This window comes from Shinella pollutisoli, from assembly GCF_024609765.1.
Taxonomy (GTDB): domain Bacteria; phylum Pseudomonadota; class Alphaproteobacteria; order Rhizobiales; family Rhizobiaceae; genus Shinella; species Shinella pollutisoli.
In genome coordinates, this window is the sequence record NZ_JANFDG010000019.1 from 72,768 (window position 1) to 87,274 (window position 14,507).

The window sequence follows — 14,507 nt, forward strand, 5'->3', positions numbered from 1 at the left end:
GTTATCCTGCTACTGGCTGACCGCATCGGCGCGGATGGCTTCGAGATCGAAGGCGGCCGCCATCAGCGCCTTCGTGTAGGGTTCGGCCGGCGTCTCGATGATCCGGGACGCAGGCCCCTTCTCCACCACGCGGCCGGCGCGCATGACGATGATGTCGTTGGCGAGCGCGCGCACCACCTTGAGGTCGTGGCTGATGAAGAGATAGGCGAGGTTGTGCTTCGCCTGGAGGTCGCGCAGGAGCTCCACCACCTGCGCCTGCACGCTCATGTCGAGCGCGGAGGTCGGCTCGTCGAGCATGACGAATTCCGGCTTCAGCACCATCGCGCGGGCAATGGCGATGCGCTGGCGCTGGCCGCCGGAGAATTCGTGCGGGTAGCGCCAGCGGGTCGCGGCGTCGAGCCCCGTCTCCTCCAGCGCGGCGGCCACGCGGCGGTCGCGCTCGGCCTCGGTGAGCGCCGGCTCGTGCACCTTCAGCCCTTCCGCGACGATGTCGGCGACCGACATGCGCGGCGACAGCGACCCGTAGGGGTCCTGGAAGACGATCTGCATCTTCCGGCGCAAGGGCCGCATCTCGGAGAAGGAACGGCCGGCGATGTCCTGCCCGAGGAAGGCGATGCGGCCCTTGGAGGAAATGAGCCGCGTCAGCGCCAGACCGAGCGTCGTCTTGCCGGAGCCCGATTCGCCGACGATGCCGAGCGTATGGCCGGCGCGCAGCCGGAGATCGATGCCGTCGACCGCCTTCACGTGGTCGACCACCCGGCGCAGGAAGCCGGCCTTGATCGGGAACCAGACCTTCACGTCCTCCGCCTCGACCACGACGGGCTGGCTGTCGTCGGCCGGGCGCGGCCGGCCCTTCGGCTCGGAGGCGATGAGGTGTCGGGTATAGGCATGCTGCGGATTGCCGAAGATGTCCTCGACCGGCCCCGCCTCGACGATGCGGCCCTTCGTCATCACGCAGACCCGGTCGGCGAATTTGCGGACGATGCCGAGGTCGTGGGTGATGAAGAGCATGGACATGCCGTGCTCCTCCTTGAGGCCCTTCAAGAGCGCGAGGATCTGCGCCTGCACGGTGACGTCGAGCGCCGTCGTCGGCTCGTCGGCGATCAGCAGTTCCGGACGGTTGGCGAGCGCCATGGCGATCATCACGCGCTGGCGCTGGCCGCCGGAGAGCTCGTGCGGATAGGCGGGAAGCCGCTTCTCCGCCTCGCGGATGCCGACCTGCTCCAGCAGTTCGAGGATCCGCTTCCGCGCGGCCGGCCCCTCGATCTTCTGGTGCAGCTCTAGGATCTCGCCGATCTGCCGCTCGACCGAGTGGAGCGGATTGAGCGAGGTCATCGGCTCCTGGAAGATCATGGTGATGTCGTTGCCGCGCACCCGGCGCAGCTCCGCATCGCCCGCCTTCATCAGGTCGCGGCCGTTGAAGACGACCTCTCCGGAGGGATGGCTTGCGGCCGGATAGGGCAGGAGCTTCAGGATCGAGTTCGCCGTCACCGACTTGCCGGAGCCCGATTCGCCGACCAGCGCCACCACCTCGCCGCGGCGGATGTCGAAGGAGACGCCGTCGACGGCGCGGCTCGCCGTGCCGCCCTGGTGGAACTCCACCGAGAGGTCGCGGACCGAGAGGATGACGTCGTGCCGTATCTCGCTCACCGGAAGGTCTTCCTCGGGTCGAAGGCGTCGCGGGTGGCCTCGCCGACGAAGATCAGCAGCGAGAGCATCAGCGACATGATGACGAAGGCGGTGAGCCCGAGCCAGGGGGCCTGCAGGTTCTCCTTGCCCTGGGCGATGAGCTCCCCGAGCGAGGGCGAGCCCGGCGGCATGCCGAAGCCGAGGAAGTCGAGCGAGGTGAGCGTGGTGATCGAGCCCGACAGGATGAAGGGCAGGAAGGTCAGCGTCGCCACCATCGCGTTCGGCAAGAGGTGGCGGTACATGATCGTCGCGTTGCCGACGCCGAGCGCGCGCGCGGCATTCACGTATTCGAAGTTGCGGGCGCGCAGGAACTCGGCGCGCACCACGCCGACGAAGCCGACCCAGGAGAAGAGCAGCATGATGCCGAGCAGGATCCAGAAGCCGGGCGGCAGGATCGCGGCGATGATGAGCAGGATGTAGAGCACCGGCATCGACGACCAGATCTCGATGAAGCGCTGCATCAGGAGATCCGTCCAGCCGCCGAAATAGCCCTGCACGGCGCCCGCCGTCACGCCGACGATGGCGGACGCGATGGTGAGCGCCAGCCCGAACAGCACGGAGATGCGGAAGCCGTAGATGACGCGGGCGAGCACGTCGCGCGCCTGGTCGTCGGTGCCGAGCCAGTTGAGGTTGCCGATGTGGCAGGCGGGATCGGCCGCCCCGCCCGGATAGCCGGCGCAGCGCTCCTCCTTCGTCATCAGCCAGAAGGGCGGCGTCGGCGCGGAATGGGGCACGTTGGAATTGGTCGTCTGGTAGGAATAGCGGATCGGCGGCCAGATCATCCAGCCGTTTGCTTCGATCTCCTGCCGGATGAAATCGGAGCGGTAGTCGGTTTCGGCGAGGAAGCCGCCGAACTTCTCCTCCGGATAGTTCACGACGACGGGAAACAGGAGCTCGCCCTTGTAGGAGGCGAGAACCGGCTTGTCGTTGGCGATGAACTCGGCGCCGAGGCTGAGGCCGAAGAGCACGAGGAAGATCCACAGCGACCAGAAGCCGCGCCGGTTGGCGCAGAAATTCTCCCAGCGCCGCCGGTTGGTCGGCGACAGCAGGCCCTTGCGGGGCGGCGCGACGGGTTCGAGGCCGGCGACGGCGCTCATCAGACGTCCCTCCGCTCGAAGTCGATGCGCGGGTCGACCCAGGTATAGACGAGGTCGGAGATCAGGCTGACGACGAGGCCCATCAGCGAGAAGATGTAGAGCGTGGCGAAGACCACCGGATAGTCGCGCCGGACGATGGCGTCGTAGCCGAGCCTCCCGAGCCCGTCGAGCGAGAAGATGTACTCGATCAGAAGCGAACCGGTGAAGAAAGCGGAGATGAAGGCGCCGGGAAAGCCGGCGATGATGATCAGCATCGCGTTGCGGAAGACGTGGCCGTAGAGCACCTGCCGCTCCGTCAGCCCCTTGGCGCGCGCCGTCGTCACATATTGCTTCTTGATCTCGTCGATGAAGGAATTCTTGGTGAGCAGCGTCGTCGTGGCGAAGGCCGACAGCAGGAGCGTGATCAGCGGCAGCGTCATGTGCCACATGTAGTCGAGCGGCTTCTGCCACCAGGAGAGGGCGGAGAAATTGTCCGAGACGATGCCGCGCAGCGGGAACCAGTCGAGGAAGGAGCCGCCGGCGAAGAGCACGATCAGCAGGATGCCGAACAGGAAGCTCGGCACCGCATAGCCGACGATGATGACGCCGGAGGTCCACACGTCGAAGGCCGATCCGTCCTTCACCGCCTTGCGGATGCCGAGCGGGATCGAGATCGCGTAGGAAAAGACGAGGATCCACACGCCGAGCGAGATCGACACCGGCATCTTCTGGACGATCAGGTCGACGACGGAGATGTTGCGGAAGAAGCTCTCGCCGAAATCGAAGCGCAGATAGTCCCACATCATCGTCACGAAGCGCTCGAGCGGCGGCTTGTCGAAGCCGAACTGCTTCTCCAGCTTGGCGATGAATTCCGGGTCGAGGCCGCGCGCGCCGCGATAGGTGCCGCCGTCCTCCATGCCGGTCGAGAGCAGGTCGCCGCCGCCGGAGAGCCGGTCGCCCGCGCCCTGGTTGGTGAGGTCGGAGATCACCTGCTCGACCGGTCCGCCCGGCGCGAACTGCACGATGGCGAAGGAGATCGCCATGATGCCGAGGATGGTCGGGATCATCAGCAGGATGCGGCGCAGGATATAGGCGCCCATCAGGGTCTCCTCGCCGGCGCCGTCCGCCGCTTCGGTCTCCAGCCGTTCAAGCCCGATCCTTCCGCCGTGATTCGTTCCCGCCCATATGGAGCCGAGGACGCGGCGGTGCGCAAGCCCCCGCTCATTTTCCGGCGGTCGTCGACCACCAGACGTCCGGGAAGCCGGTGCCGTAGTAGGGCAGCTCCTTCGGATGGGCGATGCGGTTCCAGTAGGCAAGCCGCGCGGCGCGGGCGTAGAACAGCGGCACGACATAGTGGTTGGCGAGCAGCACCCGGTCGAGCGCCTTGGTCGCCGCCACGAGGTCTTCGCGGTCCCTGGCGAAGATCACCTTGCGGATCAGCGCGTCGACGGCCGGATCGGAAATGCCGGCATAGTTCTTCGAGCCCTCGCGGGCGACCGATTCGGAGCCCCAGTAGTCGCCCTGCTCGTTGCCGGGGTTGAGGCTCTGCGCCCAGACGACCCAGGTCATGTCGTAGTCGAAGCTGCGGGTGCGGTTGGTATATTGCGAGGCGTCGACGGTGCGCACGCTCGCCTCGATGCCGATCTTGCGCAGGTTCTGCGCGTAGGGCACGGCCCACCGCTCCAGCGTGGCGCTGGAGAGCAGGATCTCGAAACGGAACGGCTCGCCCGTCTTGGCGTTGACGAGGCGGTTGCCCTTGAGCTCCCAGCCCGCCGCCTTCATCAGCTCCAGCGCCTTGCGCAGGTTGTCGCGCGCCTTCTGCGGATTGCCGGCGACCGGATTGGTATAGGGCGTGGTGAAGACCGCCTCCGGCACCTTGTCCTTCACCTCGTTCAGGATCTCCAGCTCGCGGCCCTCCGGCAGGCCGGAGGAGGCGAGCTCCGTGCCCCAGAAGAAGCTGTCGACGCGGGTGTGCGCGTCGAAGGCGACGGTGCGGTTGCCCTCCTCGAAGTCGAAGGCGTAGTTCAGCGCCTCGCGCACGCGCTGGTCCTTGAACTTCTCCCGGCGCATGTTCGGCACCAGCGCCTGCATGACGCCGGTGGCGCGGAAGGGGTTCTCCACCTCCTCGCGGATCACGCGGCCGTCCTTGACGGCGGGAAAGTCGTAGCCGGTCGCCCAGCGCGCCGCGACGTTCTCGTACCAGTAGTCGACGTTGCCGGCGCGGAAGGCCTCGAACTCGACGTTCCTGTCGCCGAAATAGGTATAGGTGATCGCGCCGAAATTGTTCTGGCCGACGTTTACGTTGAGGTCCCTGCCCCAGTAGTCGTCGCGCAGCTCGTAGCGGATGGTCGCGCCCGCCTGGAAGCCGGCGATGCGGTAGGGGCCGGAGCCCATCACCGGCTCCAGCGTCGTGCGGGAGATGTCGCGCCTGTTGCCCTTGGCGTCCGTCCCCTCCCACCAGTGCTTCGGCAGCACGGCGAACTGGCCGAGGATCTGCGGCAGCTCGCGGTTGTTTGTCTCGTCGAAGCGGAAGGTGACGTCGCGCTCGCCGGTCTTCTCCGCCGAGATAACGTGCTTGTAGTAGTTGGTGAAGAGCGGATTGTGCTCCTTGGCCATGTCGAAGCTGAAGATGACGTCCTCCGGCGTCACCGGCTCGCCGTCCGCCCATTTCGCCTCGGCGCGCAGCCGGAAGGTCGCCTCGGAAATGTCGTCCGGGTAGGAGACGCCTTCGGCGAGCAGGCCGTAGGAGGCGGTGATCTCGTCGTCGGCCGATTTCATCAGCGTGTCGAAGACGTGGCTGAGCCCGTCGGCCGTCTCGCCCTTGGCGAGCACCGGGTTGAACGTGTCGAAGGTGCCGGTGGAGGAGAGCTTCAGCTCGCCGCCCTTGGGCGCTTGCGGGTCGACATAGTCGAAATGGTCGAAGCCGTCCGGATGCTTGAGGTCGCCGACGGTGGCGACGCCGATGCGCCATTTCGGCGCCTCCTGGGCATGGGCGATCCCCGCCGGCAGCAGGGCGAAGGCCGCAGCCGCCATGCCGCACAAGAGTTTCCGAAGCGCTTCCTTCATGCCGGGTCCCTTCGCTGTCCTTCGCCGATCCTGCCGGCAAGAATAGGCGAAACGGCGGCAAAGGACAGGCCTGCCATCAAAGCGGCTTGTTTTTGCGGCTCCTTTTCGCCGGTGCGATTCACCTCCGCGAAAGGATCGCCGTCTAGCCTTTCGCAACGATTTCGATTTTCAGACCGGAGGCCGCCGTTGCGCCCCAAGCTTTCCCGCCTCACCCTCTGCCTTGCCGCCGCAGCCCTTGCGCTTGCCGCGCTGACCGACCCGTCCGCCGCCGACGAGCGCCCCGCCAAGGAGCTCTTCGCCGCCAAGCGCCTGCCCGCGCGCATGGACACCCGGCCCTACGGCTCCTATGCGAAGGGCTGCATCGCCGGGGCCGTCGCGATCCCGACGGACGGGCCCGCCTGGCAGGCGATGCGGCTGTCGCGCAACCGGCGCTGGGGCCACCCGCAGATGATCGCGCTCCTCGAACGCTTCTCCGAGGATGCCCGCGCGCTCGGCTGGCCGGGACTGCTGCTCGGCGACATCTCGCAGCCGCGCGGCGGGCCGATGCTTTCCGGCCACGCCTCGCACCAGGTCGGGCTCGACGCCGACATCTGGTTCACGCCGATGCCCGACCGGCGGCTGTCGGCCGAGGAGCGCGAGAGGCTGCCCTTCACCTCCATGCTCGACAAGAGCAGGTTCCTCACCGTCGATTCGAAGCGCTGGACGCCGACACATGCCCGCCTCGTCATGAAGGCGGCGAGCTATCCGGAGGTCGAGCGCGTCTTCGTCAACCCGGCGATCAAGAAGAAGCTCTGCGACACCTGGGCGGGCGACCGCGGGCTGCTCGGCAAGGTCCGGCCGATCTACGGCCACGACGAGCATTTCCACATCCGCATCAAGTGCCCGCCGGGCGCCGCCGGCTGCAAGCCGCAGGCCGCCGTGCCGGCCGGCGACGGCTGCGACAAGTCGCTCGCCTGGTGGTTCACCAGCGAGCCCTGGGCGAAGCCCAAGCCGAAGAAGGACGCCAAGCCCGTCAAGCCGCACCACGTCATGCTCTCCGACCTGCCGAAGGCCTGCACCGTCGTGCTCGCCGGCCCGTCGCCCGCCTCCGAGCAGGCCGTGACCTGGCGCGGCGGCGCGGGTGCGGCGCTCGCCTTCAGCGACGCGGGCAATGCCGGCGGCCAGTCCATCGAGGCGGTCATCGCCGCCGACGCCTCGGCGCTGCCGGCGATCGTGCCGATCCCGATCCCGCGGCCGTTCCAGTAGGCGGCAGGTCCCCGAGGCAAGCCTGGCACCTACGCAGGCAGGAAGAGGGGACCCGCCCTGCGAAACGGTAGTGGTTCGGGAAACGGCGCGGCAAATTTCCTTCTCCCCGCTTGCGGGGAGAAGGTGGCCGGCAGGCCGGATGAGAGGCAGCGGGGCCTCGCGCCGCCCGGCCGCGGGCCTTACCAACGCCCCGCCTTTTCTGTATAGCTCCTTCAAATCGATTTAAATCCGCCATCCATCAGCGGGAGCCCCCATGTCGCGCCGGAAATGCATCGCGCTCATCGCGCATGACGAGAAGAAGGACGACATGGCGGCCTTCGCGAAGCGCAACGAGGCGCTCCTGTCCGGCGCCCGCATCGTCGCCACCGGCACGACCGGCGGCCGGGTGCTGGAGGCCTGTCCCGGCCTCGACGTGACGCGGCTGAAGAGCGGCCCGCTCGGCGGCGACCAGCAGATCGGCGCGCTGATCGCCACCGGCGAGGTGGACGTCCTCATCTTCTTCGTCGATCCGCTCACCCCGATGCCGCACGACGTCGACGTGAAGGCGCTGATGCGGCTCGCGATCGTCTACGACATCCCGATGGCGCTCAACCGGGCGACGGCCGAGCACCTCATCGCCCTCGCCGCCGCCCTTGTCTCCGATTGACGGCGGCGGCCGGCGGCGATAGGCGGAAAGCGGGACAGAGGCAGCGACAGGAGACGGAAGAGCCCATGGCCAGGCCGAGCGACAGCGACACGAACCTTCCCTTCCCCATCCTCATCGGCGACATCGGCGGCACCAATGCGCGCTTCGCGCTGCTCGTCGACGCCTTCGCCGAGCCGAGATCCTTCCCGATCGTCAAGACGGCCGACTTCGCCAATATCGACGAGGCGCTGCAGCGCTCGATCCTCGACACGACCTCCGTGCAGCCGCGCTCGGCGATCCTGGCGCTCGCCGGCCCGATCGAGGGCGACGAGGTGCCGCTCACCAACTGCCCCTGGGTCGTGCGCCCGCGCGACATGATCGGGAAGCTCGGCTTCGAGGACGTGGTGCTCGTCAACGACTTCGAGGCGCAGGCGCTCGCCATCGCCTCCCTTTCCGACACCGACCGCGAGAAGATCGGCGGCGGCGGGGAGCGGCCCGCCGCCTCGCGCGCCGTGCTCGGACCCGGCACCGGCCTCGGCGTCGCCGGCCTCGTGCACGCCCGCCACGCCTGGTTCCCGGTCCCCGGCGAGGGCGGCCATGTCGACATGGGCCCGCGCACGGAGCGCGACTACCAGATCTGGCCGTTCCTGGAACCGATCGAGGGCCGCATCTCGGCCGAGCAGCTTCTGTGCGGGCGCGGCATCATGAACATCTACCGCGCCGTCTCGGCGGCGGACGGCGACGACCCCGTGCTCGCGACGCCGGCCGACGTGACGGCCAGGGCGCTCGCCCAGGAGGACCGGGCGGCGATCGAGACGATCGCGCTGTTTTCCACCTATCTCGGCCGCGTGGCCGGCGACATCGCCATGATCTTCATGGCCAAGGGCGGCGTCTATCTCGCCGGCGGCATCTCGCAGAAGATCCTGCCGGCGCTGCGCGGGCCGGAATTCCGCGCCGCCTTCGAGGACAAGGCGCCGCATACCGCGCTCCTGAGATCGATCCCGACCTACGTCGTCACCCATCCCGTCGCCGCCCTCGTCGGCCTCGCCGCCTTCGCCCGCATGCCCGAGCGCTTCGGTGTTGCAACGGAGGGACGCCGCTGGAAAAGGTGAGGCCGCGCAGTAGCCAAAGGCGGGGCTAGACCCTATAGAGCGGGCACAGCCATTGGGCCGCCCGAGGAAAGTCATCATTGGCCGACAAGAGTCGAAAAGAACGCCCGCACGTCAGCTCCGACACCGTCGCCACGGTGCTGAAGCGCGTCATCGCCGAGAACGGCCGGGACCACCTCGGCGGCTACGTCTTCGCCATCGCCTGCCTCGCCATCGTCGCCGCAACGACGGCCTTCAGCGCCTGGATCATGGAATCGGTGATCAACGAGGCCTTCGCCAACAAGCGGGCCGACCTCGTCCTCGTCATCTGCGCGGCGATCTTCATCGCCTTCCTGCTCAGGGGTTTTGCCACCTACGGCCAGGCGGTGACGCTGTCGAAGATCGGCAACAACATCGTCGCCCGCTACCAGCGCCGGCTCTACTCGCACCTCATGTCGCTGTCGGTCGGCTTCTTCAGCGAGTCGCGCTCGGCCTATCTCGCCGCCCAGATCAACCAGAACGTCACCGGCATCCGCGACGTGCTGAACATGACCGTCACCTCGGTCGCCCGCGACTTCCTGACGCTCGTCGCGCTGATCGGCGTGATGTTCTCCAAGGACTGGCTGCTGACGATCCTCGTCTTCGTGCTGGCGCCGCCGCTGCTGATCGGCCTGCGCTACGTCTCGCGCCGGCTGCGGAGCGCCACGCGCGAATCGATCGAGCTCAACAGCCACGTGCTCGGCGCCATGCAGGAGACGATCCAGGGCATCGCCATCGTCAAGGCCTTCACGATGGAGGCGCAGCTGAAGGAGAAGGTCGAGGGCATCATCGCCCGCGCCGAGAGCCGCTCCAACCGCATCGCCCGGCTGTCCGAGCGCACCGCGCCGATGACGGAGACCTTCGCGGGCTTCGCCATCTCCAGCGTGCTCGCCTATGCCGCCTACCGCTCGATCTACGGCGGCGTGCTGCCGGGCGCCTTCTTCTCCTTCGTCGCCGCGCTCCTGATGGCCTACGACCCGGCCAAGCGGCTCGCCCGCCTGCAGGTCTCGCTGGAGCGCGCCGTGGTCAACGCGCGGATGATCTACGAGATCCTCGACCTCGAGCCGCGCCAGCCCGACCGGCCGGACGCCAGGCCGCTGACGGTCGGCGAGGCGAAGGTCGTCTTCCGCGGCGTCCGCTTCGGCTATTCGGAAGGCGAGGACATCCTCAAGGGGGTGAGCTTCACCGCCGAGGGCGGCAGGACGACGGCGCTGGTCGGCCCGTCGGGTGCCGGCAAGTCGACGGTGATCGGCCTCATCCCGCGCTTCCACGACCCGGTGGCGGGCGAGATCCTGATCGACGGGCAGGACATCGCCCATGTCACCAAGCGCTCGCTCAGGAACGCCATCGCCTATGTCTCGCAGCAGCCCTACCTCTTCGAGGGCACGATCCGCGACAACATCCGCTACGGCCGCCCGGACGCGACGGACGCCGAGATCGAGGAGGCGGCACGCCACGCCTATGCGCACGACTTCATCCTCGCCCAGCCGCTCGGCTACGACACGCCCGTCGGCGAGAACGGCGTGACGCTCTCCGGCGGCCAGCGTCAGCGGCTGTCGATCGCCCGCGCGCTGGTGCGGGGCGCGCCGATCCTGCTCCTCGACGAGGCGACGTCCGCGCTCGACACCGAGTCCGAGCAGGCCGTGCAGAAGGCGCTCGACGAGGCGATGAGCGGGCGCACCGTCATCGTCATCGCCCACCGGCTCTCGACGGTCGTGCGCGCCGACAAGATCATCGTCATGCAGGCGGGCCAGGTGGTCGAGGAGGGCACGCATGAGGCGCTTGCCGGCCGGCCGAACGGCCTTTACGCTCGCCTCCACAATCTCCAGGCCCCTTCGGGCAAGTGATTCAATCCGGACAGGACATGACATGAGCGGCAAGGCAATGAAACTGGTCGTGGTGGGAGCCGCCGGCCGCATGGGCCAGACGCTGATCCGCACGATCCACGCGATCGCGGGGGCGGAGGTCTTCGCCGCCGTCGAGCGCGAGGGCTCGCCCTTCGTCGGCCGCGATGCCGGCGAGATTGCCGGCCTCGGCCCGATCGGCGTCGCCGTCACCGACAAGCCGCTCGAAGCCTTCGTCGAGGCGGAAGGCGTGCTCGACTTCACCACGCCCGCCGCGACCGTCGAATTCTCCGGCCTCGCCGCGCAGGCGCGCATCGTCCACGTCATCGGCACCACCGGCTGCTCGGAGGCGGACGAGGAGAGGATCAGGGCCGCCGCCCGCCACGCCCGCATCGTCAAGTCCGGCAACATGAGCCTCGGCGTCAACCTGCTCGGCGTGCTGGCCGAGACGGCGGCACGCGCGCTCGGGCCGCAGGACTGGGACATCGAGGTGCTGGAGATGCACCACCGCCACAAGGTCGACGCGCCCTCGGGCACGGCGCTGCTGCTCGGGCAGGCGGCGGCCAGGGGCCGCGGCATCGCGCTCGCCGAGCATTCCGTGCGCGTGCGCGACGGCCACACGGGCCCGCGGCCGGCCGGCGCCATCGGCTTCGCCACGCTGCGCGGCGGCTCCGTCGTCGGCGAGCACTCGGTGCTGATCGCCGGCGAAGGCGAGACGGTGACGCTCTCGCACAGCGCCACCGACCGTTCGATCTTCGCGCGCGGCGCGGTGCAGGCGGCGCTGTGGGCGCGCGACAGGAAGCCCGGCCTCTATTCCATGCTCGACGTGCTCGGGCTCAACTGACTGACAGACACAGCGGGAGACTTTTCATGAGCGGAACCCTCGTCCTCGTTCGCCACGGCCAGAGCGAATGGAACCTGAAGAACCTCTTCACCGGCTGGCGCGATCCGGGCCTCACCGAGCTCGGCATCGAGGAGGCGAAGACCGGCGGCAAGGCGCTCGCCGACTACGGCCTCAGGTTCGACATCGCCTTCACCTCCGTGCTTTCGCGCGCGCAGAAGACGCTTTCGATCATCCTCGACGAGATCGGCCAGCCGGGCCTCGAGACGATCCGCGACCAGGCGCTGAACGAGCGCGACTACGGCGACCTCTCCGGCCTCAACAAGGACGACGCCCGCGCCAAGTGGGGCGAGGAGCAGGTGCATATCTGGCGTCGCTCCTACGACGTGCCGCCGCCGGGCGGCGAGAGCCTGCGCGATACCGGCGCGCGCGTCTGGCCCTACTACCTCACCGACATCCTGCCGCGCGTGCTGCGCGGCGAGAACGTGCTCGTCGCCGCCCACGGCAATTCGCTGCGCTCGCTGGTGATGGTGCTCGACCGGATGACGAAGGAGGAGATCCTCAAGCTCAACCTCGCGACCGGCGTGCCGATGGTCTACAGGCTGAAGGCCGACTCCACCGTCGCCTCCAAGGAGGTGCTGGGGGACATGTCCGGAGCGCATTGAGCGCCGGACATCTGCCATCGGGAAAGCCCCGGCTTGCCGGGGCTTCTTCGTTACGGCTCCTGCACCAGGATCGCGCGGAAATCGTTGACGTTGGTGCCGGTCGGGCCGGGGACGAAGAGGTCGCCGAGCGCGTCGAAGGCGGTCCAGCTGTCGTTGCGGGCGAGGAAGGCGGCGGCGTCGAGGCCCTTGCCGGCGAGCCGCACGACGCTGCCGCCGTCGGCGAAGGCGCCGGCATTGTCCTCGGAGCCGTCGATGCCGTCGGTGTCGGCCGCGAGCGCCGAAATCCCCGCGACACCGTCGACGGCCGTGGCGAAGGCGAGCAGGAACTCGCCGTTGCGTCCGCCCTTGCCCTTGCCCTTCACGGTCACCGTCGTCTCGCCGCCCGAGAGGATGACGACCGGCTTGCCGAACGGCCGGTCGCGCCTTGCGACCTCCGCGGCGATCGCCGCATGCACCCGGCCGACCTCGGCCGCCTCCCCCTCGATCGCATCCGACAGGATGACCGCCTCCACGCCCTCGCGGCGGGCGACGCCGGCGGCCGCCTCCAGCGAGACGGCGGCGGAGGCGACGAGGCGGACCTCGTTGCGCGCGAAGACCGGATCGTTCGGCGCGGGCGCGTCCTCGCCGCCCTCGCGGATATGGCGCATCACCGCCTCGGGCAGGTCGAGCCGGTAGCGCTCGATGAGGCGCAGCGCATCGGCGCGCGTGCTCGCATCCGGGATGGTCGGGCCGGAGGCGACGAGCGCGGGATCGTCGCCGGGAATGTCGGAGACGACGAGCGAGACGACGCGGGCCGGATGGGCAAGCGCGGCGAGCCGGCCGCCCTTGATGCGCGAGACCTGCTTGCGCACGGCGTTCATGGCGGAGATCGGCGCGCCGGAGGCGAGCAGCGCCTTGTTGACGGCGATCTCGTCGTCCAGCGTCAGCCCCTCGGGCGGGGCGGGCAGCAGCGCCGAACCGCCGCCGCAGACGAGCGCGACGACGAGGTCGTCCTCCGTCAGCCCCGAGACGGTCTCCATCAGCCGCCGGGTGGCGGCAAGGCCGTTCCCGTCCGGCACCGGATGGGAGGCTTCGAGCACCTCGATGCGCTCGCAGGGCACGGCATAGCCGTAGCGGGTGACGACGGCGCCTTCGAGCGGCCCGTCCCACAGGCGCTCGAAGGCCCGCGCCATCTGCGCCGCGCCCTTGCCGGCGCCGACGACGATGGTCCGTCCCTTCGGCTTCTCCGGCAGGTGGGCGGCGAGCACCTTCTCCGGGTCGGCGGCGTCGACGGCGGCGTGGAAGAGCGTCTCCAGGAAGGGGCGCGGATCTGCGATGGCGGGCATGGGGGTCCTCTCGATGCGACGGAAGGCCCCGAAGGGCCTTTCCGCTGTTTTGCTACGGGCAAGCGTCGAGCGCAAGGGATGGCCGGGCAGGGCTCCCCTCCCTGCCCGGCCCGCGCCGTCATGCGACGGCGTGGTTCGCCATGCGCTCGAGCGCCCTGACGAGACCGGAATGGTCGAGCCCGCTGTCGCCGTTGGCGGCGCAGAGGTTGAAGAGTTCCTGTGTCGAGGCGGTGTTGGGCAGCGCGACGCCGAGCGCCCGCGCCCCCTGCAGCGCGAGGTTGAGGTCCTTCTGGTGCAGCGCGATGCGGAAGCCCGGATCGAAGGTCCGCTTGATCATCCGCTCGCCGTGCACCTCCAGGATTCGCGAGGAGGCGAAGCCGCCCATCAGCGCCGCGCGCACCCGGGCGGGATCCGCGCCGGCCTTGGAGGCGAAGACCAGCGCCTCGGAGACCGCCTCGATGGTGAGCGCGACGATGATCTGGTTCGCCACCTTCGTCACCTGGCCGTCGCCGCAGTCGCCGACGAGCGTGATGTTCTTGCCCATCAGCTGGAGGAGCGGCAGCGCCCGGTCGAAGCTTTCCTGCGAGCCGCCGGCCATGATCGAGAGCGTGGCGTTGCGGGCGCCGACCTCGCCGCCGGAGACCGGCGCGTCGATGTAGTCGGCCCCCGTCGCACGCACCTTCTTCGCGAAGTCCTTCGTCTCGATCGGCGAGATCGAGCTCATGTCGATCACGAGCCTGCCGGGGGCAGGCCCGTAGGCGACGCCGTTCTCGCCGAACAGCACGTCCTTCACCTCCGGCGTGTCCGGCAGCATCAGGATGATCGTCTCGGCCGCCTCCGCCACCGCCCTCGGCGTCTCGACGACCGTCAGGCCGCGGTCGAGGAGGTCCGCGGCCGGCGGGCGCCTGTGCCGGGAGGTGACGACGGCGTGGCCGGCCTCCTGCAGGTGGCGCGCCATCGGCGTGCCCATGATGCCGAGCCCGATGAATCCGATTGTTGCCATG

General features: G+C 68.9%; 12 protein-coding genes. 6 read left to right on the plus strand and 6 right to left on the minus strand.

All coding sequences use genetic code 11. The features are described from left to right. Positions 1 to 9: 9 nt before the first annotated feature. The 4 genes from NNZ72_RS16220 to NNZ72_RS16235 all read right to left on the minus strand — a co-directional run bounded on the left by NNZ72_RS16220 (position 10) and on the right by NNZ72_RS16235 (position 5,831). The gene (locus NNZ72_RS16220; RefSeq protein ID WP_257316430.1) at positions 10 to 1,650 is read right to left on the minus strand and encodes an ABC transporter ATP-binding protein; all 1,641 of its coding nucleotides are present in this window, start codon (positions 1,648 to 1,650) and stop codon (positions 10 to 12) included. Further along, complete coding sequence (locus NNZ72_RS16225; protein ID WP_257316431.1) at positions 1,647 to 2,786, minus strand: ABC transporter permease; 1,140 nt, start codon at positions 2,784 to 2,786, stop codon at positions 1,647 to 1,649. Before NNZ72_RS16225 ends, NNZ72_RS16220 begins: the two co-directional genes overlap by 4 nt. Beyond that, positions 2,786 to 3,865 (minus strand): microcin C ABC transporter permease YejB, encoded by a 1,080-nt coding sequence (locus NNZ72_RS16230; protein ID WP_257316432.1) that lies wholly within the window; start codon positions 3,863 to 3,865, stop codon positions 2,786 to 2,788. Before NNZ72_RS16230 ends, NNZ72_RS16225 begins: the two co-directional genes overlap by 1 nt. Positions 3,866 to 3,986: 121 nt before the next feature. Then, positions 3,987 to 5,831 (minus strand): extracellular solute-binding protein, encoded by a 1,845-nt coding sequence (locus tag NNZ72_RS16235; protein WP_257316433.1) that lies wholly within the window; start codon positions 5,829 to 5,831, stop codon positions 3,987 to 3,989. A 186-nt stretch (positions 5,832 to 6,017) separates the two neighbouring features. On the opposite strand from NNZ72_RS16235, the gene mepA reads away from it, so the two are divergent. From mepA to NNZ72_RS16265, 6 genes are all read left to right on the plus strand, one after another. Further along, positions 6,018 to 7,076 carry a penicillin-insensitive murein endopeptidase gene (gene mepA, locus NNZ72_RS16240; RefSeq protein WP_371747770.1) on the plus strand — a complete coding sequence of 353 codons (1,059 nt, stop codon included), beginning with the start codon at positions 6,018 to 6,020 and terminating at the stop codon, positions 7,074 to 7,076. A 253-nt stretch (positions 7,077 to 7,329) separates the two neighbouring features. Next, complete coding sequence (locus NNZ72_RS16245) at positions 7,330 to 7,722, plus strand: methylglyoxal synthase (protein ID WP_257316434.1); 393 nt, start codon at positions 7,330 to 7,332, stop codon at positions 7,720 to 7,722. Between the two features lie 65 nt (positions 7,723 to 7,787). Then, positions 7,788 to 8,813 (plus strand): glucokinase, encoded by a 1,026-nt coding sequence (locus NNZ72_RS16250; protein WP_257316435.1) that lies wholly within the window; start codon positions 7,788 to 7,790, stop codon positions 8,811 to 8,813. 77 nt (positions 8,814 to 8,890) lie between these two features. Further along, a complete protein-coding gene (locus NNZ72_RS16255; RefSeq protein ID WP_257316436.1) occupies positions 8,891 to 10,675 on the plus strand; it encodes an ABC transporter ATP-binding protein in 1,785 nt (594 codons plus the stop codon). 22 nt (positions 10,676 to 10,697) lie between these two features. Further along, entirely contained in the window at positions 10,698 to 11,516 is an 819-nt protein-coding gene (gene dapB, locus NNZ72_RS16260; RefSeq protein ID WP_257316437.1) for a 4-hydroxy-tetrahydrodipicolinate reductase, read from the plus strand. 26 nt (positions 11,517 to 11,542) lie between these two features. Further along, entirely contained in the window at positions 11,543 to 12,178 is a 636-nt protein-coding gene (locus NNZ72_RS16265; RefSeq protein WP_257316438.1) for a 2,3-bisphosphoglycerate-dependent phosphoglycerate mutase, read from the plus strand. A 50-nt stretch (positions 12,179 to 12,228) separates the two neighbouring features. Here the strand turns inward: NNZ72_RS16265 and NNZ72_RS16270 are convergent, their stop codons facing one another. Beyond that, positions 12,229 to 13,503 (minus strand): glycerate kinase type-2 family protein, encoded by a 1,275-nt coding sequence (locus tag NNZ72_RS16270; RefSeq protein WP_257316439.1) that lies wholly within the window; start codon positions 13,501 to 13,503, stop codon positions 12,229 to 12,231. A gap of 118 nt (positions 13,504 to 13,621) precedes the next feature. Then, the gene (gene glxR, locus NNZ72_RS16275) at positions 13,622 to 14,506 is read right to left on the minus strand and encodes a 2-hydroxy-3-oxopropionate reductase (RefSeq protein WP_257316440.1); all 885 of its coding nucleotides are present in this window, start codon (positions 14,504 to 14,506) and stop codon (positions 13,622 to 13,624) included. Position 14,507 lies beyond the last annotated feature (1 nt).